Annotated in this window: 16 protein-coding genes and 1 CRISPR repeat array; of the genes, 2 read left to right on the plus strand and 14 right to left on the minus strand. The window is 45.1% G+C overall.

Annotation, left to right across the window (positions count from 1 at the left end; translation table 11 throughout):
* Nucleotides 1–88 precede the first annotated feature (88 nt).
* Nucleotides 89–1,291, plus strand: coding sequence for an enoyl-ACP reductase FabV (gene fabV / locus H5073_RS12850; RefSeq protein WP_182679970.1), 1,203 nt, complete (start codon nt 89–91; stop codon nt 1,289–1,291).
* Between the two features lie 588 nt (nt 1,292–1,879).
* On the opposite strand, the gene H5073_RS12855 is transcribed toward fabV, so the two are convergent.
* The 11 genes from H5073_RS12855 to H5073_RS12905 form a co-directional block, all read right to left on the minus strand.
* A complete protein-coding gene (locus H5073_RS12855) occupies nt 1,880–2,293 on the minus strand; it encodes a GFA family protein (protein WP_182679971.1) in 414 nt (137 codons plus the stop codon).
* 95 nt (nt 2,294–2,388) lie between these two features.
* On the minus strand, nt 2,389–2,802 hold the full coding sequence (locus H5073_RS12860; protein ID WP_182679972.1) for a GNAT family N-acetyltransferase: 414 nt from the start codon (nt 2,800–2,802) through the stop codon (nt 2,389–2,391).
* 433 nt (nt 2,803–3,235) lie between these two features.
* A CRISPR array of direct repeats spans nt 3,236–8,426; the repeat unit is 28 nt; unit sequence TTTCTGAGCTGCCTGTGCGGCAGTGAAC.
* 163 nt (nt 8,427–8,589) lie between these two features.
* On the minus strand, nt 8,590–9,240 hold the full coding sequence (gene cas6f / locus H5073_RS12865; protein ID WP_182679973.1) for a type I-F CRISPR-associated endoribonuclease Cas6/Csy4: 651 nt from the start codon (nt 9,238–9,240) through the stop codon (nt 8,590–8,592).
* A 9-nt stretch (nt 9,241–9,249) separates the two neighbouring features.
* Nucleotides 9,250–10,245: a type I-F CRISPR-associated protein Csy3 gene (csy3, locus tag H5073_RS12870; RefSeq protein ID WP_182679974.1), complete on the minus strand. Its 996-nt coding sequence runs from the start codon at nt 10,243–10,245 to the stop codon at nt 9,250–9,252.
* Between the two features lie 17 nt (nt 10,246–10,262).
* A complete protein-coding gene (csy2, locus tag H5073_RS12875) occupies nt 10,263–11,282 on the minus strand; it encodes a type I-F CRISPR-associated protein Csy2 (protein ID WP_182679975.1) in 1,020 nt (339 codons plus the stop codon).
* Between the two features lies 1 nt (nt 11,283).
* Nucleotides 11,284–12,636, minus strand: coding sequence for a type I-F CRISPR-associated protein Csy1 (gene csy1, locus H5073_RS12880; protein ID WP_182679976.1), 1,353 nt, complete (start codon nt 12,634–12,636; stop codon nt 11,284–11,286).
* Nucleotides 12,627–16,037, minus strand: a complete 3,411-nt coding sequence (gene cas3f / locus H5073_RS12885; RefSeq protein WP_182679977.1) for a type I-F CRISPR-associated helicase Cas3f — start codon at nt 16,035–16,037, stop codon at nt 12,627–12,629. Before cas3f ends, csy1 begins: the two co-directional genes overlap by 10 nt.
* On the minus strand, nt 16,034–17,038 hold the full coding sequence (cas1f, locus tag H5073_RS12890) for a type I-F CRISPR-associated endonuclease Cas1f (protein WP_182679978.1): 1,005 nt from the start codon (nt 17,036–17,038) through the stop codon (nt 16,034–16,036). The genes cas3f and cas1f overlap by 4 nt, the downstream gene beginning before the upstream one ends.
* Before the next feature lie 145 nt (nt 17,039–17,183).
* Nucleotides 17,184–18,014, minus strand: a complete 831-nt coding sequence (locus H5073_RS12895; RefSeq protein WP_182679979.1) for a WYL domain-containing protein — start codon at nt 18,012–18,014, stop codon at nt 17,184–17,186.
* 65 nt (nt 18,015–18,079) lie between these two features.
* A complete protein-coding gene (locus tag H5073_RS12900; protein ID WP_182679980.1) occupies nt 18,080–18,802 on the minus strand; it encodes an aspartate/glutamate racemase family protein in 723 nt (240 codons plus the stop codon).
* Nucleotides 18,803–18,893: 91 nt separating this feature from the next.
* Nucleotides 18,894–19,343, minus strand: a complete 450-nt coding sequence (locus H5073_RS12905; RefSeq protein WP_182679981.1) for a GFA family protein — start codon at nt 19,341–19,343, stop codon at nt 18,894–18,896.
* A gap of 142 nt (nt 19,344–19,485) precedes the next feature.
* On the opposite strand from H5073_RS12905, the gene H5073_RS12910 reads away from it, so the two are divergent.
* Nucleotides 19,486–20,166 (plus strand): trans-aconitate 2-methyltransferase, encoded by a 681-nt coding sequence (locus tag H5073_RS12910; RefSeq protein WP_182679982.1) that lies wholly within the window; start codon nt 19,486–19,488, stop codon nt 20,164–20,166.
* Nucleotides 20,167–20,198: 32 nt separating this feature from the next.
* On the opposite strand, the gene oleD is transcribed toward H5073_RS12910, so the two are convergent.
* The 3 genes from oleD to H5073_RS12925 all read right to left on the minus strand — a co-directional run bounded on the left by oleD (nt 20,199) and on the right by H5073_RS12925 (nt 24,040).
* Complete coding sequence (gene oleD, locus H5073_RS12915) at nt 20,199–21,329, minus strand: 2-alkyl-3-oxoalkanoate reductase (RefSeq protein ID WP_182679983.1); 1,131 nt, start codon at nt 21,327–21,329, stop codon at nt 20,199–20,201.
* Nucleotides 21,317–23,029: an olefin beta-lactone synthetase gene (gene oleC / locus H5073_RS12920; RefSeq protein WP_182679984.1), complete on the minus strand. Its 1,713-nt coding sequence runs from the start codon at nt 23,027–23,029 to the stop codon at nt 21,317–21,319. The genes oleD and oleC overlap by 13 nt, the downstream gene beginning before the upstream one ends.
* Nucleotides 23,030–23,164: 135 nt before the next feature.
* Complete coding sequence (locus tag H5073_RS12925; RefSeq protein ID WP_182679985.1) at nt 23,165–24,040, minus strand: alpha/beta fold hydrolase; 876 nt, start codon at nt 24,038–24,040, stop codon at nt 23,165–23,167.
* Nucleotides 24,041–24,054: the final 14 nt, after the last annotated feature.

Here is a 24,054-nt window from a genome sequence, read left to right on the forward strand (position 1 = left end):
GGTTTATCCACCATTTTGATAAAAATCAGTGCCATTTAGGCGATGAACTATTTATCCTAGAGCCAATATTAAAGGAAGATACTGAAATATGATTATTAAACCAAAAATTCGTGGCTTTATTTGTACCACCACTCACCCTGTTGGCTGTGAAGCCAACGTTAAAGAACAAATCGAACTCACCAAAGCCAAAGGCAAGATAGCCAATGGCCCTAAGCGTGTGTTAGTCGTGGGTTCTTCTAGCGGTTATGGCCTGTCATCACGCATCGCTGCAGCCTTTGGCTCAGATGCGGCCACCTTAGGGGTATTCTTCGAAAAACCAAGCTCAGAGACTAAGCCTGGCACTGCGGGCTGGTACAACACTGCCGCTTTTGACAAATTTGCTAAAGCTGAAGGCCTGTATTCTAAGAGTATCAATTGCGATGCCTTTAGTCATGAAGCCAAGCAAAAAGCCATCGAACTTATCAAGAAAGACTTAGGTCAAGTGGACATGGTGGTCTATTCACTGGCTTCACCGGTGCGTAAATTACCCGATTCTGGCGAACTTATTCGCTCATCCCTCAAGCCTATTGGTGAAACCTATACCGCCACAGCGGTAGACACCAACAAGGATTGCATAATCCAAACCAGCGTAGAGCCCGCCACTGAGCAAGAAATTGCCGACACTGTGACTGTAATGGGCGGTGAAGATTGGGAATTATGGATCAATGCCTTAAGCGATGCTGGCGTATTAAGTGACAACTGCAAAACCGTGGCTTACAGCTATATAGGCACAGAGCTCACTTGGCCGATTTACTGGCATGGCGCCTTAGGCAAAGCCAAGATGGACCTTGACCGCGCCGCACACGCATTAAACGATAAACTTGCGGTTAAAGGTGGCTCAGCCAACGTTGCCGTGCTTAAAAGTGTTGTCACCCAAGCAAGTTCAGCCATCCCTGTGATGCCGCTTTATATCGCTATGGTATTTAAGAAAATGCGTCAAGAAGGCCTGCACGAAGGCTGTATGGAGCAAATTTACCGCATGTTCAGTGAGCGCTTATATCGCACCGATGGCGCGGATCCAGCAACGGATGACCAACAGCGTTTGCGACTCGATGACTGGGAACTGCGTGAAGATATCCAGCAGCATTGCCGCGATTTGTGGCCACAAGTAACCACAGAGAACTTAAGCGAACTTGCCGATTACATGGAATACAAAGCTGAATTCCTTAAATTATTTGGCTTTGGCATCGAAGGCATAGATTATGACGCCGACGTTAACCCCAATGTCAATTTTGATGTGATTGAGCTTTAATTCGCTGGTCATTAGCTCCCAAAGCCACAGTTACTCACCCCGCCATCGCGCAGTGACATAAAACATGAAAGCCGCATCTAATGCGGCTTTTTTATATCAAGCTGGCTGATAAATGACAATCAAGCCGTTAATGTTAAGAGGATTAGTCAATACCGTTATGGCATGCTCAATGATGTTCCAGACATCATACTGACATTCTCCATATCCTTATGGGTCAGAGGCCAAAGGTGAAACCTCGTTGGGATTAACCCTATCATTGACGCATTCACTATAAGTCCACAAGTGTCATATCACTACTCTGACTTGTGGTATTACGAGATTTGTGAACATAATCAAAACTGATAGTCTAATCAGTCGACCTAATACTTATTTGGTCGTCTTTTATATTATAAAAACTTGAAAGCTTAATTCACAAAAGTTAACCTCTCTTTCTATATTTTAATATGTTGAGCGACAGTATTATCTTTGTTCAAAAAGCGAATTTAGATGAAAATATTCAGATACTTATTACATTCTTAATGATAAGCACATGCTTGATAGCGTTAAAATAAGTACTTAAGTTATTGACCACATTATCTCGACATGACCTCAAGTTTCGCTTCTATCGACAGGATGGTTGACGCCATCGTATGTGGGTATCTGTTGTATCGTAAGTGGGTTAATCCCTTCCAAGCAAGCTACGTTGAAACCAAATTGAGTAGGGTTTGAGCGCCGTTGGTGATGGGTGTAAATACCGCAATGACGGCAAAAATAGTGCTTAGCCGTATTGGTATTAAACTGATACAAAGTTAGTGCTTGCTCACCTTGAATAAATTCAATCTCATCAAGTGATACTGAGGCTGCAATGGCGCCGCGCCTGCGGCAAAGTGAGCAATCGCAGCGGCGTACATCCACCAGCCCTTTGGGTAGAGTCAGCTCCATTTCAACTGCGCCGCAATGGCAAGTTAACTTGTGCTTCACCTTAATCATAACGCCATCTACTTGGGTTAAATTTATCGACATTTTTCTTCACTTCCTGTGTTCACGCTCAGCTATACATACCTATGCCTGATTCATCATCGAATTCAACGAGCGTTTAAGATAACCTTAAGCTCAATTTAATACCTTTTCATCAGAAAAAAACGCGCGGGGATATCGTCAATCTGAGGCACCTGGCCGACGATTTCAAAACCTAACTGCTGATAAAAAAGCGGCGCTTGAAAGGATAAAGTATCCACCTGAGCCAATAGGCAACCTCTTTCCTTGGCTGCAACTTCAGCCAATTGCATCAATTCACGCCCAAGGCCTGTCCCGCGAGCCTGCTTATCGACCCACACTACATTGATGAGAAAGTTTTTGTAAATAGTGCGCCCGGAAACGCCACCTAACAGCTTGCCGCCTTTATCATGAGCAACCACAGTCAAGGGTTTAGAGGTCTCTTGCCCCATATTGTCGAAATTATGCTGACGCACGCCGGCAACCAAAATATCAACAAGCTCAGTGGCTTCTTCATTTATGACTTTAATATCCACAACACTCTATCCTTGCATGCTCAATTTAGAGATATAAGTAGTACTGCCAAGTACAGCAAAATACAACTCAACCAACACATAAAACACTATGGCCCAACTTTTGTTTTTAAAAGCGGCTCTTATTATATAAATATTTATAAAAATTAAGCAGATGGGTACAAAAATCATATACTTCACACTCTTGTGAAACAAAAACATCAGTCATTCTAGATTAAACCGTTAAAATGACAACACTAATACCAGTAACCTGTACTGAGCTGCCTCGGCTTTAGCGTCCTGCGTCGCCCTAACTTCTGCATCCATGCAGTCGTGTGCGGCAGTGAACTTGAGTCATGGTTCATTCTGCCATGACAATCCATCCATGGAGCCTGTTCACATCGGTCATCCATGACCTCACTTCCTCGAACTGCGAAACTCCGTTTCGGTTCCTCGTCACCTGAGCTGCCTGTGCGGCAGTGAACCCAACCTTCCTGCTTACATCACTGTTGCTAACTTTCTGAGCTGCCTGTGCGGCAGTGAACACGCCGTCTTGGTGCATTTTTGCTGTTCGACCTTTCTGAGCTGCCTGTGCGGCAGTGAACCATATTCGCTGTAAACTAACCCAGTATCAATTTTTCTGAGCTGCCTGTGCGGCAGTGAACCTGCAATCACATTAAGTAGTTACTTCTTTAAGTTTCTGAGCTGCCTGTGCGGCAGTGAACGCCGCCTTCGAAAGAGGGCGATTAACGATATTTTTCTGAGCTGCCTGTGCGGCAGTGAACTACCAAGTCAGCGATTCACCATCCCGCTGGGCTTTCTGAGCTGCCTGTGCGGCAGTGAACTTCACTATCAGCATTAATACTCTGACCTACATTTTCTGAGCTGCCTGTGCGGCAGTGAACGAGGATATGCTGAATATCTGGGAGGCTTTGATTTTCTGAGCTGCCTGTGCGGCAGTGAACCATCGGCCACCAGCGTGACTATCACTATGCGATTTCTGAGCTGCCTGTGCGGCAGTGAACGCAATAGCAACTGTGGAAACGGTTCACGCAATTTTCTGAGCTGCCTGTGCGGCAGTGAACTTACCAGACGACTTAACACAAGCGCAATACATTTTCTGAGCTGCCTGTGCGGCAGTGAACGATCCAAACGCTGTTGGTGCGCATGACAATATCTTTCTGAGCTGCCTGTGCGGCAGTGAACTGTAAAGGTATTTGGTGCGATTGGTGATTATCTTTCTGAGCTGCCTGTGCGGCAGTGAACGAGTATCCTGAATTGTTACCAGGTGCTGTTTTTTTCTGAGCTGCCTGTGCGGCAGTGAACTCAAGCTCTATTCTGCCACAATGGCGGGATTATTTCTAAGCTGCCTGTGCGGCAGTGAACGGCTTCGCTCGGTGTTATCCCAATTCCTTGTATTTCTAAGCTGCCTGTGCGGCAGTGAACTACTTAAAATCGGTTAATCAAACCTTTGCAAATTTCTAAGCTGCCTGTGCGGCAGTGAACCTTGTGGGACATCGCGATAGTTTATATTGTCATTTCTAAGCTGCCTGTGCGGCAGTGAACCGCCACCACCGTTAGCAACGGTGATGTAAGCATTTCTAAGCTGCCTGTGCGGCAGTGAACATTGATTTTGGATGGTCTGAAGGCATGAAAAATTTCTAAGCTGCCTGTGCGGCAGTGAACCTAACGGCGTGGCAATGGACCAATCATGTTCATTTCTAAGCTGCCTGTGCGGCAGTGAACCTGAGCAAGTTGGTGAAAGATTGGTTAGTTATTTTCTAAGCTGCCTGTGCGGCAGTGAACTCTCTGCTGTATATAAGTTGGAAGGTGTTAACTTTCTAAGCTGCCTGTGCGGCAGTGAACATAGAATCATTTTATGAACCTGAATATCCAAATTTTCTGAGCTGCCTGTGCGGCAGTGAACCTATTTTTACAGCGAAAATGCAATAGAAGTTGTTTCTGAGCTGCCTGTGCGGCAGTGAACTAAATCCAGCCCTGCACCTCATGATCTCGTCTTTTCTGAGCTGCCTGTGCGGCAGTGAACTGGCATCCCAAGGGCGAACCGTGCAGACCAGCTTTCTGAGCTGCCTGTGCGGCAGTGAACTCCTTGGTGGCATGTACCAGCTTGGTGTCTAGTTTCTGAGCTGCCTGTGCGGCAGTGAACAATAAAATAAGATCTCAACACCGCATCATATATTTCTGAGCTGCCTGTGCGGCAGTGAACTTTTGCCAATTGTCAGCATATCGCCTACGAATTTTCTGAGCTGCCTGTGCGGCAGTGAACAAATTAATGCAGTTTCAATGCTCATTATTCTATTTCTGAGCTGCCTGTGCGGCAGTGAACGGCTCACAGGTTGTTTGATGCAATCACGGGGATTTCTGAGCTGCCTGTGCGGCAGTGAACGCAAAACCAAAATCGGTTACGTGCCTTCAAGTTTTCTGAGCTGCCTGTGCGGCAGTGAACAAGCGCGAACACTTTGCAGCTATGGCTATGCATTTCTGAGCTGCCTGTGCGGCAGTGAACTAAATAGCTCATACCAATACTCTTGCCAACCATTTCTGAGCTGCCTGTGCGGCAGTGAACGAATAACACCTTTCAAGCATTCCGCACCACTTTTTCTGAGCTGCCTGTGCGGCAGTGAACCTTTCGCAAAACCCTACGCTGACCATCTAGGTTTTCTGAGCTGCCTGTGCGGCAGTGAACTCACCAAAGAATGAGGCGCCAAAGAAGTCATATTTCTGAGCTGCCTGTGCGGCAGTGAACAAACCCGTGTATTCCTCTATGCAATAACCAAATTTCTGAGCTGCCTGTGCGGCAGTGAACCTTAAAGCAGCATCAACCGCCTTTTCTTTGTCTTTCTGAGCTGCCTGTGCGGCAGTGAACAAGCACCAAATCTGATAAGGCGTCATGTCATTTTTCTGAGCTGCCTGTGCGGCAGTGAACATATATACATGGGGTCATTCCCAACACGATCTTTTCTGAGCTGCCTGTGCGGCAGTGAACGCCAGCCACCAGTCGCCGCCTATTTTTTGCTTGTTTCTGAGCTGCCTGTGCGGCAGTGAACTCAATAACCCACAGCAGACGGCCAAGCTTAAATTTCTGAGCTGCCTGTGCGGCAGTGAACTTACTGCTGCGACCGCGACCATTGGTACTGATTTTCTGAGCTGCCTGTGCGGCAGTGAACATCAAATACAACTGCTTTGTATGCTCTTCAATTTTCTGAGCTGCCTGTGCGGCAGTGAACTTAGCGGTTGAGTCTTAATTGGGTTTCCTGCTTTTCTGAGCTGCCTGTGCGGCAGTGAACGATAATGCTGATGAATCGAGCATTCCTGACACTTTCTGAGCTGCCTGTGCGGCAGTGAACCTTGCTACCCTGTTAATGACGGGCGCAATGAATTTCTGAGCTGCCTGTGCGGCAGTGAACATGTAACCTTTACCATACAGGTGTTGCCTCAATTTCTGAGCTGCCTGTGCGGCAGTGAACATACGACCTAGTGGGCAGCAGGATGGTGGTCATTTCTGAGCTGCCTGTGCGGCAGTGAACAAGATGATGGAACGGGCGCGGCGTTTGCGTATTTTCTGAGCTGCCTGTGCGGCAGTGAACGCAGGCGTTACCGCGCAAATCGCTGTTAGCATTTTCTGAGCTGCCTGTGCGGCAGTGAACGCGTTACCACTGTAACCGATGGCACTGGATTGTTTCTGAGCTGCCTGTGCGGCAGTGAACTCTTTATGCTTCACGTTAAGCGCAATGATATTTTTCTGAGCTGCCTGTGCGGCAGTGAACTGGGGGTTCAATCTGTTGGTGGATTCTACGCTTTTCTGAGCTGCCTGTGCGGCAGTGAACAAGCGATAATGAAACCAAGAATATACATTGCATTTCTGAGCTGCCTGTGCGGCAGTGAACCATGCCGCTAATTATAAAGCCTAACGGTGATTTTTCTGAGCTGCCTGTGCGGCAGTGAACGGTTTCGCCTGCGTCATTGGTAACTGGCAAAATTTCTGAGCTGCCTGTGCGGCAGTGAACAGTCTGTAGCTATAAAACTGTCCGCACCATCTTTTCTGAGCTGCCTGTGCGGCAGTGAACGAAGAGTTCTTTGGTGAACCGTTCTCTCAACATTTCTGAGCTGCCTGTGCGGCAGTGAACTGGGCAGGTCGAGAGCAGTGCACCGCCGGCAATTTCTGAGCTGCCTGTGCGGCAGTGAACAAAGATATTTCATAACAGGAGAAGTTGCTAATTTTCTGAGCTGCCTGTGCGGCAGTGAACATCAACTCGATCTAACGCCTTCTTGCCAATCTTTTCTGAGCTGCCTGTGCGGCAGTGAACATCAGCTGACCTACTTGCCGTAGCAACGCCTATTTCTGAGCTGCCTGTGCGGCAGTGAAGGGGATTGTGTGTAAGTTACTGTTCCCGCAGAATTTCTGAGCTGCCTGTGCGGCAGTGAACCATTGTGCCATACACAAACAATATTGAGGCTATTTCTGAGCTGCCTGTGCGGCAGTGAACACAGGATGCAGCCAGCAGATGTCACATTTAGCTTTCTGAGCTGCCTGTGCGGCAGTGAACTAATAGTTGACGCTAAATAACTCATGGTGTAATTTCTGAGCTGCCTGTGCGGCAGTGAACTATAACCGTTTCTTGACTCTGAATAAACCCTATTTCTGAGCTGCCTGTGCGGCAGTGAACAAGCACCCCACTGCCCGATTACCTTCTTTAAATTTCTGAGCTGCCTGTGCGGCAGTGAACCCCAAGTTGACGCCCGTATTCAAGCGGTGGTTTTTCTGAGCTGCCTGTGCGGCAGTGAACGAGTTAGAGCAGATGCTAAGGGCCGCCGCCATTTTCTGAGCTGCCTGTGCGGCAGTGAACATCAGGCTATTGAGTGCCTAGGCGTTGCCACTTTTCTGAGCTGCCTGTGCGGCAGTGAACACGGCGAGCCACTAACACCACGCCGTTGTCTATTTCTGAGCTGCCTGTGCGGCAGTGAACTGCCATTCCAATTCCAGCCGGCGGCTGGGACTTTTCTGAGCTGCCTGTGCGGCAGTGAACATCAGATTGTCGAATCAGCTGTTTTTGCTGATTTTCTGAGCTGCCTGTGCGGCAGTGAACGGCTAGATAATGATGGCGTGTGGCTTATTAGCTTTCTGAGCTGCCTGTGCGGCAGTGAACATGTATACATGGACGCCTATGTTTTTTGACTGTTTCTGAGCTGCCTGTGCGGCAGTGAACGAGTAAAAGTGATTCGGGTTATCGGCGCTGACTTTCTGAGCTGCCTGTGCGGCAGTGAACTCCAAGCCTAACTGAATTCACCGATTTTACAGTTTCTGAGCTGCCTGTGCGGCAGTGAACTTGCAAGAATGGAAGAGTACGATTGTATCACTTTTCTGAGCTGCCTGTGCGGCAGTGAACTATACAAACTCTTGCGCCTGCTTCATGCCGATTTTCTGAGCTGCCTGTGCGGCAGTGAACATAAATTTCAGCTGGTTTAACATTGCAAGAATTTTCTGAGCTGCCTGTGCGGCAGTGAACAACTGGGCCGAGCGGCTCAGTCTACAGGTGCATTTCTGAGCTGCCTGTGCGGCAGTGAACGCAAGAAGCGAGCCGTAACCACTCAACAACAATTTCTGAGCTGCCTGTGCGGCAGTGAACTATAGAATACAGCCAATAAAATAAGTTACAACAAGTTGTTAGGTTAAAAACCCTCTTTTAACCTTGTTAAAAACGACCTGCTGTAACTTATTGTTTAAATAGCTAATTTTTAAAGAGCAAAAATAAAGGGTTAAAACCATCCTTTATTGGTGATTACTAGGGGTTAAAACTGCGGCACGCACCCTAAGTTATCCTCACGATTTACTTTCGAACTCAGTCCATAACAGTCAAAACTACCGTTTTGCTTAACGCCTTGTTTACCATCAACTGTCACACTGCTTATAAACAATGGGAACTTACTGCTTTCATTGGGCGATCGGCGCTTAGTTTCTTGGCTGTGTAAAAAGATAAACGGCAGCTCGCTATGCCCTGTCGGTTTGGTCTTTTCAAGATCCTTTAAACATTCAGTTAAAGGCTTGCCACTTTTTACCGACCAACGCTGGGCTTTTTGGTGCATTTCCCGCTCAATGCGCTCGGTCGATTTAACCTGTTTTCGAGTAAAAGACACAAAATTAGCCTCTGCTGGCACAGGTTTAATGCCTTTAACGTGAACATAATCTTCAAGCCGAGATAACCAGTTAGATATCGCTAACTTTTCGAGCTGTTCTTGTTTTTGAGCAAATAAACGCAGTTTGCTGCCAAGTGGAAAGCGTCCTTGTTTATAGTCAGGAAAACCCACCGCGATAGCCGATTGGTTAGGCCCAATCTTGTTTTCAACAAGCGCAATGTGCACCTGTTGAAATACATTTTGCCAAATAAACCCCAAGGAGATTTCAACATCAGGCAATAAGGTGATTTCTTGATAGTAATTCATGGTTTTTCCTTATTCGCCAAACACACCACCGCGAATTAACATGGCCATTATGTAATGCTGCTGTTCTAGCTCTGGTTCTTTTCCTTTTAACATCCAAGCATCGAGTAATTTATAAAAATCCATGCCCTCTTTTGGCTGACGGTAAGCCGCCCCGCGGTTGGTTACTGAACCGTAGGGTTCAATGGCAATGGCACCTATTTCAGCAGCTTCAGGATGCCATGTATCTATGGTTCGCAGCGCATTACCAATTTTTTGTGAGTGCATGGCGGCTTGGCCATCTAATTGATACAAAAACTTACTCTTATCGCCTTTACCGCCCCCCATGACTAACTCTTGAGATGGATAAACCGCCTGTCCTTGACCTAATTGGCTATAGGCTTCCACTTTGATTAAGGCATGCTGCTCAATGAGGCCCAATTGAATGATTTTCGCTAATTCGTTTACTTGCGCATTATCTTCAAAATCCCTCAGGCTGAATTCATAGCTGTCAAATATGAATTGCTTTCTCTGATCCTTACTGCCTGCGGTTACTACAATTTTAACGGTTTCTGCACCTACACGGTTGCGCCACAAAAAACGACCGTTAGCAATATTATGCGCGTAGCGCTTGGCTAATTCTTTAAATTCTGTTGAAATTTGGTATTGCTTTACTTTTTCAGCTAATGCACTTTGGTAAGCGGGATCGTTACAGGTTGAAGGAACATGCAAGTTACTTAACACACGAAGGGTAAATACTAATTTTAAGGTATCAGCACTATGAGGTAATGCTGCAATATCAACCGTTTGTAAATTTGCTTTTGATACTTCTGCATCAAGTTTTGCAGGGTCATTTGCAATAGCCGTTTTAAGTCTATTAGAAATGGTGCCTCTTACCGCCTTCTCACCCACCATAATAGGTTGCCATGTGTTTTCATTAACATTACCGGCAAACATTAATCCATCTGACGGGATCAATTTTGCTTCAAAAGCTAATACTGAAGGGGTTTTAAGTTTTACGTCTGCCATGATTAAATCTCCATTTATTATAAAAAGTCAGGGTCAAATACAACATCGCTTTCAAGTGCTATATCTGGCTCTACAATAGGGGCGGTAATTGATTGCGTTTTAGCCAGATACCAAGGGTGTTGATAGGTATATCGCCATATGCCAGCATTAATTTCTTTCAATCTGTGCACACTTTGCCACTCGCCAACGCTATAGGCGGTTTCCGCAAATGCTACGGGCACATTTTTATCACGTACATTATCGACCTCGCCCGCAGGATACAGCTCAGAGATCGCGTAATAACCTGCCGCGATAGGTACTAAATAACCTGATTCAGGCTTTGGCAGGTAATCCCATGTGGCTTTCATTTTTACGCCATCATCATGATCTTGATCTTGCTCAGTGATGACTTGAGCATCTTCTGACTGTTGATCCTCAATTGGCGTTGCTTGGTATTTTAATTTGGCAAAGTCGCACCATGCATCAAAGAAACTAGCGTCTTGCTGGCTACTTTTTAACGTAGCAAAATGCGTTTCAAGGTAATGACTTCTGTCTAGTAAGACAAAACCAGGCATTAATCTGCGGAGGGCTTTTTGTTGTGTCAGCTCGTCATTCAACACTTCACAACGGTCAAGCTCTGTTATCTGTCCACCAGCTAAACGCATGGTAGGAATAATGTGTAGGACTTGTTGGATTAAAGCTTGCTCAGTGCCTCTATCTCCAGCAGTTAAGCCTTCCAACTCAATCAATAAAGAGATTTGCATATTCATACGCCCTTCTTCATTAATCGGTGCTGTCGTGCTTTGTTGGGTTAATGGGTTACGAGTTAGCGCAAACACGTAATCGCCCCAGCCTTTTGGTTGACGGGCATGGACGATACTTTTATGGCTAATCACCGCCACACCACCGAGCTTAACCGCCAACGACTCTGGTAATTTACGTGACAGCGCATGGGCAAAACCTAAAAAGTTTGTGATCGCAGGAAAACCATAAGTTAAGCCCGCAATGGCGTTAGCATTTTGGATGTTGAGCTTTTTAAGCAAAATATATTGCTGCATATTAATGTTCCCCAAGCTTGGGTGTATGGCGTTCAAAGGCTTTTAATTCGTGAAGGCAAAGCTTTTTAAAGTACTTTTGCTCCACATCGCCCAGCAAATACTGTTGTTTATTTTCAAGCTTGCGCAAAAGCCAAAGTGAAAAGTCATGGGCTACAACTTCTAACCAATCACCTTTCTCACGCTCTGATTGAAATGATGGCTGTGGGTTGTATGCATCCAACCAAAGTGCATGTTGATGCTTCATTTGGCAGTCTTGATCATTTGACCAGCCAGCATGCTCGGTTAGGCTTTGAATTTGCGCCGCATGATTAAATAAGCTGTCCAGTAGCGGCTGCACAAAGGAGTAATCACGTTTATAGCGAGTTTTAAAGTTTCTATCTTGAACTGTAAGCCCTGCTAAGAAGGCTTTAAACTCACGTATAAGTGCTGAAGTTTTAAAACTAAAGTCACGGTTGAAAACCGAAGTACTAGCAAGGGGCGGTTTACTCTGTGCTTGATAAGTGGGTGGTGCACAATTTAGTAGAAAACTTTGCCCATAACGTTCACTGTTTAGCTGCGAGATATTTTGAGGTTTCGAGCCGCCAAAATTTTGCACCGCAGTAGCAGGAAAGCTCTCGGATAATTCAGTATGAAAATGGCCTTTTTTACGAGCATCTCGAATTTCTTTAGCCTCACCAAAGCGGGTTTTAGTGATTTGTTTATGCAATTCATGCGCAAGAGAAGATGAAAATAATGGGCACAATAAATGATATTGCGGTTCACTCATCGCATCTGAGTGGATTGGATAATAAAGCTGTTTGATAAGTGTATGCCCAGATAACTTTTCATCACCTAGTGCTTTTTCAAAGCCAGCCTGCCATTCATTGAGTAATATCTCGTCATCAGTAAACGCTTTTAATGCATTGATATGTTTGTCTTGTAGCTGGGTAATCAAACTCTCGTTATTGACGCTAATTTTTAATAACTTTGCCACATCAAGCGCTGCGGCATTACCGACCGCATCAATGGCTTTATTACTTAGGCTAGCAGTCGTGATATATCCACAGCTGTCTGTATGGGTATCTGTTACCAACATACTGCTGGCTTTAGCATCACTGTGGGTAAACTTTGCCGCATGGGTTGCTAAACTAATTTGTTTAGCACGCTTGGCGGCATCGGTTAACCAATCCACGGGGTTAAATGCTGCCTCAATTGGTGCTGCTGCTTCATTATATTGTGCTGTAGCAATACTTCTTTGGGTAAGATCATCAATATTTTCAAATAGTTTATCCCGTGCTTTTTGCAGCGGCTCTAGCTTGGCTTGTTTGCGTTGCTCAATATAGTCGGCAATCGCATCACTTAAGGTCAGTTCCATTGGTTCTCCTTAGTTTTTAATTGTTCATAAACACCTAATTGTTGATGCCATGTCCAGGTGATCACTTGCTCATCTTTTTCTGCACGTAAATTTATTTCCCCTAATTGCTCACTGGCTTTTTGCCCACAGCAGTTAAGCGCTTCTGCGAAATATTGATAAATATCCTCTGTCGTTGCTGTAAACCACCAAAAGCAGCCTGGTGCCATCGGGATATCTTCAGTGTTAAATCGCGTATTCTTTGGGGTATATGCGTAAGGTTTACTAGTGGTATCTAACTGGCACCAAGTAAGTTCATCGTCTTCATTTAACCGCAAGACAAAGGCTTCTTGCATTTGTGATTTTCTAAATTCTGTTTGGCGAATAAATTCAGCATTCCAACTGGCGTGCACAGCGGTATGTTCATCCCACCAAATATTGGCTTCTTTGAAATTACGGTAAAACTTATCAATGTATTTATCGCCCCCTGTTTTCTCTAAATGAAAACGCATTGCCCGGTGCTCTTGAACCATAAAGTCAGCAACTGCGTTTGCTGGGCCGAATTTTTGTTGCACTTCAAAATCAGTCGAACGGAATTCAGGTTCTTCTACGCGAGAAATAGCTGAAATATGACCCAACTCGCTAGTGATGAGATCATTAAGATCGTGAGATGCTAAGGGCAATGCCTTACTTTCAAATCCTGGCTTGCAATAGGCAGGCATTTCATTTTTTAATGCACGGATATTTTTATTTAAAACAAGCACGTTACTCGTTTTAGGTACTTGTTGCCTATGACGCTGCACTCGCCCCGCTAGCTGAATAATTGATCGCATTGAGCTAGGTTCGACTACCGCCCAGTCATAATCATGATCTCGGCCCACTTCCACAACCGAGGTGCCAAGCACCACAAAAAGGTGATTATTTATATCGCTATTTTGTAAGGCTTGCTGGATTTCGGCTTGTTGCCATAACTGCTGCTCGTCGTGGCGGCTAAGCGCCTTGTCCAAACGACTTTCTTTGAATGAACGCAATGCCAATGGCAATTGAGAATGATAGACACAAAAGTGGATATGGTGATCTTGATGAGGTGACATATTAACTAAGTATTTAGTCACTTCAATCATAGGGTTAATATTGGCCATACGCACCACACCTAATGAGACTTTTTTCCCCGATGGATGCGTCACATGATGAGTACTATGAAGTTGGTGCATACTCTCAAAAATGGTGTGCGCGGTTTGTACATATTCAGCTGAAGCAGTACTGCCATGTGGGAATATGAAATCGACAGGTTTAACATTGATGACTTCCCCTTTTCGCAATACTTTGCTTTCATCGGTTAAGCATTTAACGCGTTTTTTCACAAAGGCTTTATGGGTTTGCATGTAGTCCTGTGTGATCGCTATTTCCACTGTTTGATTGTTAAACTCATCAAACCAGCCGCACCAAACTGGCTGCTGTTTCCCTTCGGGGAATTGCGCTTGGTTGAAATGTTTTCGGCCTGCTGTATATGCATCAAATAAGGCTTTGATTAACGAAGGCGGTAAGGTAGCAGAAGAAAGCAGCACCCTTGAACCCAGCATACCGGCCCAATTAACTAAACGGCATAATGCGGGTAGATCTTCTAGGCCAAAGTCATCGGGTTCATCGAGCACTAGATCAGACGTCAACAAACGCAGCATAGGTGCAATTTGTTTGCCGCCACGCTTACTCTCAGTCGCTGGCATTAAATGATCTATGGTACTCACTAACACAGGCGCACTAATTAGCTGCTCAAGCTTTGGACTAGTGCTAAGCCAATGCTTAAGGCGGCCATCGTAAATTTGACCAGCGTAACTGACAAACAATTGCTCAAACAGCTCATCTGCTGATTCGCTTCCTGAGTTTATTCTGTCTGGCTCGTTATTAATTTGGTGCAGTGTTTTAACCGCTTGCGAACCAATTAGCACTGCTAACTCATCATCACCAAGCTTCAATAACTCACGGTAGGCATCACCCGTTTGTAACGTGAGCGTTCGCAAACCTAGTGCTACAGAAAAACGACAGCCTTCTCTTTCATCTGCAAGTCCGTACATAACGCGGGCATTAGCGATTGTTTTACCGCACCCCGTTGACGCCATATTGACGCCAAAAAAGCCCTGCTTTTCAGTCGCTTTTGCAATTGCCTTCGCATGAGAAAATGCTTTGTCTTGCCACTGATATTTTTGATCTTCAGCGCGTTTAGTGAATAATTTATGCTGGGTTATTGAGGGTAAGGTGTATTTAAGCGCCGGTAAATTATGCGCAAATCGCTGAGCATTTGATGCAACGCCAATATTATGCTCATCAAGTTGCTGCTTGGGCTTATGGCTCGTTTGCTTTGCACTTTGCCTGTCAGTATTCGCAACCGCCTTATATTGCAGATCTCGCCATGCCGCTGTTGATTGTTCAATTGGCAAAGAAGAGTAGTAATGATCAGCTAACATCAACGACAGTCTTCCCATATGACTGACAAAACGCTGTTCAAACCATTGTATATTTTCAGTAAATAATAATGGGGTATTCAAAGCCCGCTTCGCTAATCGACTTGCTTTGTGCTGCCAAGGCTTGCTTAAAAATGGCGTTCCATGACTAAATCGCCAATTATCCTTAATCGTTTTTGCATCGTACTTTGAAAGTTCTATCGCATTTGGTGAGTTCCAATGACAGTCAAAACATTTTGACAGCCACGCTTCAATCTCTTCAATCTTAACAACATCAGCATTAGACATAGGCAAGCGATGGTGAGATACAATCAACCATGCAACTAGCTTGGCAAAAGGCGCTAACCCTTCAAATGCGTTTTGATTGCCTTTTCCATCAATAAAAAGGTGACTCAGTACCTGTTTTTCAACAATAGCCCCCTGCTCTTTGTCATAAATTTTTTCGAGTTGACTTAACCAATCATGATCGGTTCTTCCCTTAGCAAATGACTCAAATAAACGCAGTGATACCCACTCATGACGATAAGGCTCACCCTGCAAAGCGGTTAAACCTTTTAACTTTTGTTGAAACAAATCGTTAGCTTTACCAAAATCATGAAAGAGCCCTGCAATACTTGAAGCTAAAACCACAATCTCATTTAAGTACCAACCCTGTTCCCATTCCTTGTGCTCTAAATTAAGTGACGTAGTATTCACAGGCACTATGCCCTGCTCATTAAATTTCAATCTATTCCCTACCACCCACAATAACTGGCTGCGTGAACGGCTTCTTATCCAGTGACAACTGACAGCAGTGCTACGACTGGCGGTTTTTCGGAGCATTTTTTTGACCGTTAATAAACCGTCTTCCGTGATTAACGTTTGCCAAGTATTGTCGCCAATGCGGTTGGCGAAGGCATCCAGTACTCGACGGGTTTTCTTGAGGGCGTTTTTCTCGCATTGGGACACAAAGGTGACCATCATAGATTTTGTGCCTCAATCTGCTGCGCACTGTGATCTTTCAAGGCATTTTGCTTGACGGTATTAAACATAAACTCAAGGGCTTTATGATCGGTAAAGGCTTGCAGTATTTGCTGGCGAAATTCTTGTTCGGTGGCATTTTCTTTGGCACAAATAAAGGCCCAGGGTAGTACTAGCGCATCTTTTATTAAGTCGGCGACATCGAAGACTAACGCACCGCGGCGGGTTTTACCGTGCATGACTGCAAACCCATGGGGGATCCCTAGTACCCATAAACAACTGGCAGCAAGGCCATAAGCTAAGTAATTACCGTGGTTTAAAAAGTCATTGGCTTTATTGCTACAATCTTTTGCGGGTTGATGCTGACGGGTAAACTCAGCGGCATTGGTATTGTGGGCAGCAAATTTATACAAGGCTTTGGTCAACTGTGCCTCAGTTAACAATAAATCAGCTTGTTTTTTGGCTGCATCAGTACGGGCGTGAAATGGCACTAAAGCCGTTTGTATTTGCGGATTAGTAAAATCGAAACCTTCGGCTTTTAAGTCGCGATCGTTTTGCCATACTTTTTCTAGGAAGCTGATACGTGCCTGCTGAAAAGCCTTTGCTGTAGCAAGCCTTTTTTCATCATCAAACCAAAATTGCATCCAGCCATGTAAATATTCTGTTGGCCGATATTCACTCTGTGGGGTAAACCATTCAATTTCACAGGCCATATACAGTGGTGTGCCACCTCCTCCACAAAATCCGACCAACACTCCGGCTTGTGCCAACATTCGCATAGCGGCCTGAGTAATTGAGGTGCCGTTGCCTAACAGTAAGACTGTGGTATTAGCGATGGGAATATTAAAATACTGGTTCTCACGGCTCGTGCTGGTTGAGAGTGCTTCAGTCAGGTAGAGCACGCGGCCATCTTTTTGCATTACCCGGCAATACTCCAAGTAATACATGTTGGCACGTTTTGAGTGCAATATTGTTTTTAAATCTGAAGGCGAAAAATCGTCCATTACTCACTCCCTGTTTATCTGGCTTTACTTTACTCAATCCATTTAGGTATGCACATTACTGGTCAAAAACACAGGTAAAGTGACTTTACACTGTCGGTGTTTTTAAGGTAGCCGTTGCACAATTTCCATTGAAAAAATTGTTAGTTTAGCCATTGAATAACCAGGGTTTTACCTCATTAATATTAACAAGGACTAATTGCTGGGCTTCGGGAGTGCCGTCGAGCATCTTGGTATTGATGTGAAGTTCTTGCAGTAGATAATTGGCCAGTGCAGCGCGGGTGTTGATGATGAGTTGCCCACCTTCCATTTGATAGTCGTTAGCGAGTACCGCTTGTTGAGCGGCACTAAGGCGTGGATCGGCTTGTATTATCAGAAGGATAAAGGTTTGCCAAGCCTTATCGTCTTCAACCTTATGCTCTGAGTCGCCTAAGATATCTCCCTCGCCACTGAAGCGGCTTAAGACGAGATCTCGGTAATCACGGGATTTTTCGCAGTAACCGCGCACATGCCAGCGAAGACCTGTGTTAACAAACGTATGGGGGTGAAATATACGGCCATCATTTTCAGGGTTTGATAAGGAAACATAATCTACTTCTAATCTTTGTTGATACCTGATGGCTTTAATGAGTTGACGCATGACAACAACTGATACTGAGCGTTTGGGAATGGATAACAATGAGGTTAGCGGATTAACCTGCTGGGCCAACATTAAGCTGCCAGTAGAAAACCACTGTAGGTATTGTGCTACATCTAATGAGAGGTAGTTAGCGCTAAACTGTGGGCTTACTTGATAGCCACCATTAACCGCGATTAGGTTGTCAGGGCAGTGCTGTTGATAGTCCTTAAGATCTTGATAGGCTTGCTGGCGGCTGATAGCAAACTCATCTTGCAATTGCTTATTGCTGACGCTGCCTTCCCACCATGCAAGTAATTCGATACACAATAATCGTTTAATGCGTTGTTCAGAACTATTCATCCATCATTCCCTTCCTTAGGTACAATGAACGAATCTAGCACATATATTTCATTTTAAACATGGCCTTAACCACATTTATCAGTTGCTTTATAATGATCTTCAAGGGCGAAATTAACCGCACTTTGGCCGTGTATGGCGGTGGTGTCATACAGAGGGACCGAAGTATGCTCTTGCTGCACCAGCAAGGCGATTTCTGTGCAACCGAGGATCACAGCTTGGGCACCTTGTTGGTGCAGCTTCTCGATAATCTCTACATATTGCTGCCTAGACTCCGGACAAATGATGCCCTGACAAAGCTCAGTGTAAATGATCTTATGCACCACTTGCTGCGCAAGCTCATCAGGAATAAGTACCTCTATATCAAACTGCTCCCTAAGCCTACCTTTATAGAAATCTTCCGCCATAGTGAATTGAGTGCCCAGTAGTCCGACCCGTGTAACGCCATCCTTGATGAGTTGTTGCGCGGTCGCATCTGCAATATGAATAAGGGGAATGTTAATCGCCGCACTAATTTGCGGCGCGAGCTTGTGCATGGTATTAGTGCAAATCAGCAGACAATCGGCGCCAGCGGCCTCAACGGACTGGGCCACAGCGGTAAGAATATCCGCAGTTTGCTGCCACTTCCCTTGATGTTGCAACTGCTCAATTTCAGCAAAGTCGACACTGTTTAAGCATATCTTTGCCGAATGCAGCCCGCCTAACTCACGATTGATGCCTTGATTAATCAATTTATAATAGCTAAGGGTCGACTCCCAGCTCATGCCGCCCAATAATCCTATGGTTTTCATAATTCAATCCCTTGCTATTTTCTATTGGTTATTTGTGATTTGTTATTTGTTATTTGTTATTTGTTAATAGTTAATAGTTAATAGTGAGTGGTTAATCATACACGTCATTAATGCCAGATAAGCTCACCCAAGGTAAGGCCCTGACTTGATATACACTAACGCTTGGATGAGGAAAGGTCTGGGCGGCGCTTTTATGATCGCCCTGTGAGCCCAATTGCGGTACTGTGTTAAAGGTCAAGCAAGCAAAGTTCCCCACAGGAATAGCAATAACATCAGGCATAGATACGGTGGAGAAATACACAGTTGCACCACATTGCGGACAAAAATGAAAATCAATCACCCCACCACTTTCGCCCGTTCGTTGGTAAATCTTAGTTTCGCCGCTTATTTTGGTGTGATCCACATTAAACCTAGCTTGCACCCCAAAGGCACTTCCTGTTCGTTTTTGACAAGCGATACAATGACACACAGAGACTCTTAATGGCTCACCTTTAGTCGTGATTGACACTTGACCGCAGTTACAGCTGGCTCTTCTTTCCATGGTGACTCCTGTGGACGTTTTTGTGAATGTGTCTGTGAATATTCAAAATATATCTGCAATGAGTATGGCGTTTTATTTGTTGATAATGCAATCTATCTTAGGCATTTATCACTAAATTAACTCATGTTTTAAATAGGGAAAAATGGATACAAATCGCCAAGCCGTCTCGTTATTTAATCAATTAGCCCAAGGCTATCAAGACAAGTACATGGATGTAAGCCTTTATGCCTGCGCGCTCGATAAATTCTGTAGCCTGCTTGTACCTAATGCCGCAGTCTTGGATATGGCCTGTGGCCCTGGCAATCTTAGTCGTTATTTGCTGGATAAACGCCCAGATATCAACCTATTAGGGTTAGATTTAGCGCCTAATATGCTAGAGCTTGCCAAGCTTAATAATCCAGAAGCTGCGTTTATGCGGATGGATTGCCGCGACATTGATTTCAATCAGTTATCAAATAAAGCATTCGCGACAAGATTAATGGGAAAACATATTCAAGCATTCGATGCCTTGGTTTGCGGCTTTGTGTTGCCCTATTTAACCTCTGCTGAAGTGCTAGCATTATTTAATGATATACATAGGTTAATTAAAGATAATGGCATTATTTACCTAAGCACAATGACTGGGAGTCTCACGGATTCAGGGGGACAAATCTCAAGCTCTGGCCAAGAGATGTATATTCATTATCATGAAGAACCACAGCTTATACAGGCCTTAATCACAACGGGTTTTGAACTGATAAGCCATAGCAAGCAAGCCATCACCAATCCATCCCTTGAACGTCAAGTTGTAGACAGTCTCTTTATAGCAAAAAAGCGCCCTTAGACGCCTATTCTATACTGGCTAAATGTAATCTATTAACTGTCCGTAAGTGATAGCTTAAGCTTTACCATTCCTTCAGCTATGCTCACCTGTGGCTGATAACCTAAATCTTTTTTAGCGGCGCTAATATCAAAATAATGACTGGTAGAGAGCTGTTTAGCCACAAAACGCGTCATCACAGGCTCACTTCGTAATCGCAAAAGACCATAAGTAAGCTCTAGAAAATAACCAACATAAAAGGCTAATGTCGCTGGTACTCGCTTGCTGATAGGCGCCATGTTTGCACTGGCTAAAATACTGTTTAACATCGCCGCCATGGTAATGGGTTCATCATTACTAAGAAAATACGCTTTACCGGCACTGTTTGCCGCTTGGCATAAATCTAATCCTGCCAATAAATGCCCATAGGCGGCATTATCAATAAAAATGCTATCGACTAGTTTATCCTCTTTACCCACAAGTTTAAGCTTGCCTGCTTTGGCTCTGGCGAGGACCCTTGGCACTAAGTGAGGATCCCCAGGCCCCCAAATAAGGTGCGGTCTTAAGGCCACTGTTTTCACTTTTTCGCCATTAGCGGCAAGGATCATCTTCTCGGCGCATGCCTTAGATTGGGCATAAAAATTCAGGAACTTAACCGCGTAGGGTGCAGACTCATTGATACCATTTTCATCTTCACCTTTAAACGTCACACTGGGGGTACTGGTATACACAAGCTTTTTGATCTTAAGCTTTTTACAAGCACGAATAACATTGGCAGCGCCATTCACATTAGGCATAAAATAGCTATCTTCACTGCCCCACACTCCAGCTTTTGAGGCCACATGAAATACCAAATCACAACCCTTCATTGCCTCAAGCAGGTTGTCATAATCGCAGATATCCCCTTGGTACATATCGACCCCAAGACGTACTAGCTCTGGATAAGCGCTTCTGGCAAAACCAGTCACTTTTATACCCGCAGCGATTAAGCGCTTACAAATAGCTTTACCCAAAAATCCGCCAGCCCCTGTGACAAATACCTTGCTGCACTGACTTTTTAGGGCGGTAAGCACCGCCTGTTCAGCTTGAGTCAAGGAAGAAAAATCAAGCTGTTTTATGCTGTTGATGTTTGACCCTTGATGTTTTAATCCAGTTTTTTTTGAGGCTAACACTGTTATTCCTTCCATTTAGCTTGGGCCCAAATGGCAAGCTTCTCGCGAAATATTTTGGCATTATGGCGCACATCCATAGGGAAACTGGGATGAATTAAAAAGCGCTCAATGCCTTGAGTATGGGAATGTGACGCAGCTATGTCTTTTAAGCTTTGATACAAGGCTTTAGTGTCGCTGCAGGCTAAACTTTTATCTAATTCTAGGCATAATAATGGCACAAGCTGGTCATTAAGCTTAATCCCCACCAACGCCGAGCGCAGCACCTGAGGATGAGTGTTAAATACCCGCTCGCAAGGGATAGACAAGTAGCGCTTAGGTGATGCTGAACCATCGGGTATTTTAGTGTCAACTCTGTGGGCTTTACGGCCACACATCCATAAATTGCCCGCATCATCTAAATAGCCTAAATCCCCCATGCGATGACGTATGCCGCCCTCAGCGTCGTTGATTTTGCCTAAGACATTGGCCTTGTCATTGCGATAATAACTTTGGCTGACCACAGGGCCTTTGACCACAATTTCACCGACTTGATCCGCCTTGAGGGCTAGTTCTGGCTGCCAAGAGGCCATCGGTTCATCACTAATGGCAATAATACTTATCTGAACCCCATTAATGGCTTTACCGACACAAATACCTGCGCCCTTGTCGGTTAACTCTTTAGTGGGGAGCAAGTCTTGGCTTGAAATAAAGCTGATGGGTAAAGATTCGGTTGCGCCGTAGGAATTAAGTACTGGCACTTGTGGGTTAAGCAGCTTAGTAAAACGGGCAATAGAGTCGATACTGGCCGGTGCCCCCGCCGAAATAACCCGCTTAACGCTGGTGAGTTTATGCTTCATTGCCTCACCAGCTTGTCCTAAGCGCTCAAGCAGCGCGGGATTAACAAATAGATTGCTGCACTGGTATTGCTCAATGGCGGCAAATAAATACTCTGGCTTGGCAGTAATGGGTTTACTGGCGTCCATATCTGGCACGATTGAAGCCATGCCAAGGGCTGGGCCAAATAATGAAAATAGCGGAAAAGTGGCTAGATCGCGCTCACCGGGTTGAATGCCATAATCGCATCTTAATGCCTCGATTTGCGCCTCAAACATACTGTGACTATAGACAACCCCCTTGGGCAAGCCTGTGCTGCCGCTGGTAAACAAGATGGCCGCCATGTCATGGTCATTGAGTTTGACCATAGGGTATTGCTTCACTTTGCGTTTAACACTTTCCTCAAGCAATTCATCAAGACTTGGTGCACCTGAGAGTAGTCTTGCCAGCGAACCGCCACCCACATTAATACAATGACGCACACTGCCTTTACCCCAGCCAAGTAGTTGCCTGGCAATATGAGCCTTGGGTATACCGATAAATACTTGTGGCTCGGCGTCCTCGAAACATTGCTTAAGGTTTGCCGTCCCCATACCTGGGTCCACCAAAATAGGGATAATGCCCGCTTTAAATAGTGCGAAAGTTAATGCGAAAAATTCAATACTTGGGGTCACCATCAATACGGCTTTCATGCCAGCAACAATACCCTGTTGATTGAGCGCAAAGGCGATATCATCAGAGCGTTTATCAAGCTGGGCGAAGTTGATTTCTTGGTAGCTAAAACGGGCTTTGCTAGACAACAGCCCTCTATGAGCCTGTTGCACAGCGACGGCTAATGCCGTTGGGGTGTCTTTTGCTGCATTATACAGGTGTCGACATAGGTTAGCGCTTGGCGTAGTCATAGCTAGGGCACTCTTTTAATAATGAAGAAAGCCGTCATAATCATAGGCTAAAGCTTAGATTGTAACGGCCATGATATCAGTACGTTAACTGTAAAACACCGCTAAACTGCTATTCTATCAATGTGTTTTTTCAGACTATTTTCCTGTCAAAAAGTCTTTCACTAACCCTATAACTTCTTTAGGAGCATCTTCAAGAATATAGTGACCGCAATCAGCAAACTCATGCACCTTGGCATGGGGCAAACGCTCGCGCCATTCTTGCAAGAAATGCTTATCAAACACAAAATCCTGCATACCAAAGCAAATTAGTGCAGGGGTTTTATTAAACTGAGTGAGGCTTTGCGCGATATCAGTCACCAATTGGTAATTTCTATCACTGGGCTTTAATGGAATATCCTGCACAAAACGCAGCGTCGATATACGGTTAGCCCAAGAATTAAATGGCGCCACATAAGCTTCACGCACAGCTTTATCCATAGGTTTGCGCTTAACGCCAACGAAAGATGCCGCCGCCGAAAACGCATTGAAACCACGCACTAACAAGGTGCCTAAAAAGGTTTCGCGGCATAGCCACAGCGCCCAAGGAAAAGGCTTACTCTGCGGCAGATGAAACGCGGCAGTGTTGAGTAAGACTAAGCGCTTTATGCGCTCAGGGTAGCGCGCAGCATAGCCCATGCCTATCATGCCGCCCCAATCGTGCAGCACTAAGGTGATGTTTTCACGCACGTCGAGATGCTCAAGTAACGCTTCAAGATCGTCAATGCGGCTTGTTAAGGTGTAATCATATTGTGGGTCATCAGGCTTATCCGACAGGCCGCAACCTATGTGATCAGGCACGATGCACTGAAAATCCCCTTTAAGTTCTGCCACCAAATTACGGTAGTAATAACTCCAGCTGGGATTGCCGTGCACCATAACCACAGGCTCGCCCTGACCTTCATTGAGATAATGCAACTGCTGGCCATTGCGTGACAAAAAATGGCTCTTAAAAGGCAATAGGGACTCTAACATTGTATTTCCTAGCT

The sequence above is a fragment of the Shewanella sp. SR44-3 genome, from assembly GCF_014163735.1.
GTDB lineage: Bacteria > Pseudomonadota > Gammaproteobacteria > Enterobacterales > Shewanellaceae > Shewanella.

Bases quoted from the DNA above. Each gene is read 5' to 3' on its own strand.
- H5073_RS12900 (WP_182679980.1), bottom strand. From the start codon at position 18,802: ATGAAAACCATAGGATTATTGGGCGGCATGAGCTGGGAGTCGACCCTT.
- cas1f (WP_182679978.1), bottom strand. From the start codon at position 17,038: ATGGACGATTTTTCGCCTTCAGATTTAAAAACAATATTGCACTCAAAA.
- csy1 (WP_182679976.1), bottom strand. From the start codon at position 12,636: ATGGAACTGACCTTAAGTGATGCGATTGCCGACTATATTGAGCAACGC.
- oleC (WP_182679984.1), bottom strand. From the start codon at position 23,029: ATGACTACGCCAAGCGCTAACCTATGTCGACACCTGTATAATGCAGCA.
- fabV (WP_182679970.1), top strand. From the start codon at position 89: ATGATTATTAAACCAAAAATTCGTGGCTTTATTTGTACCACCACTCAC.
- H5073_RS12925 (WP_182679985.1), bottom strand. From the start codon at position 24,040: ATGTTAGAGTCCCTATTGCCTTTTAAGAGCCATTTTTTGTCACGCAAT.
- H5073_RS12910 (WP_182679982.1), top strand. From the start codon at position 19,486: ATGGATACAAATCGCCAAGCCGTCTCGTTATTTAATCAATTAGCCCAA.
- csy2 (WP_182679975.1), bottom strand. From the start codon at position 11,282: ATGCAGCAATATATTTTGCTTAAAAAGCTCAACATCCAAAATGCTAAC.
- cas6f (WP_182679973.1), bottom strand. From the start codon at position 9,240: ATGAATTACTATCAAGAAATCACCTTATTGCCTGATGTTGAAATCTCC.
- cas3f (WP_182679977.1), bottom strand. From the start codon at position 16,037: ATGATGGTCACCTTTGTGTCCCAATGCGAGAAAAACGCCCTCAAGAAA.
- oleD (WP_182679983.1), bottom strand. From the start codon at position 21,329: ATGGAAGGAATAACAGTGTTAGCCTCAAAAAAAACTGGATTAAAACAT.
- H5073_RS12905 (WP_182679981.1), bottom strand. From the start codon at position 19,343: ATGGAAAGAAGAGCCAGCTGTAACTGCGGTCAAGTGTCAATCACGACT.
- csy3 (WP_182679974.1), bottom strand. From the start codon at position 10,245: ATGGCAGACGTAAAACTTAAAACCCCTTCAGTATTAGCTTTTGAAGCA.
- H5073_RS12895 (WP_182679979.1), bottom strand. From the start codon at position 18,014: ATGAATAGTTCTGAACAACGCATTAAACGATTATTGTGTATCGAATTA.
- H5073_RS12855 (WP_182679971.1), bottom strand. From the start codon at position 2,293: ATGTCGATAAATTTAACCCAAGTAGATGGCGTTATGATTAAGGTGAAG.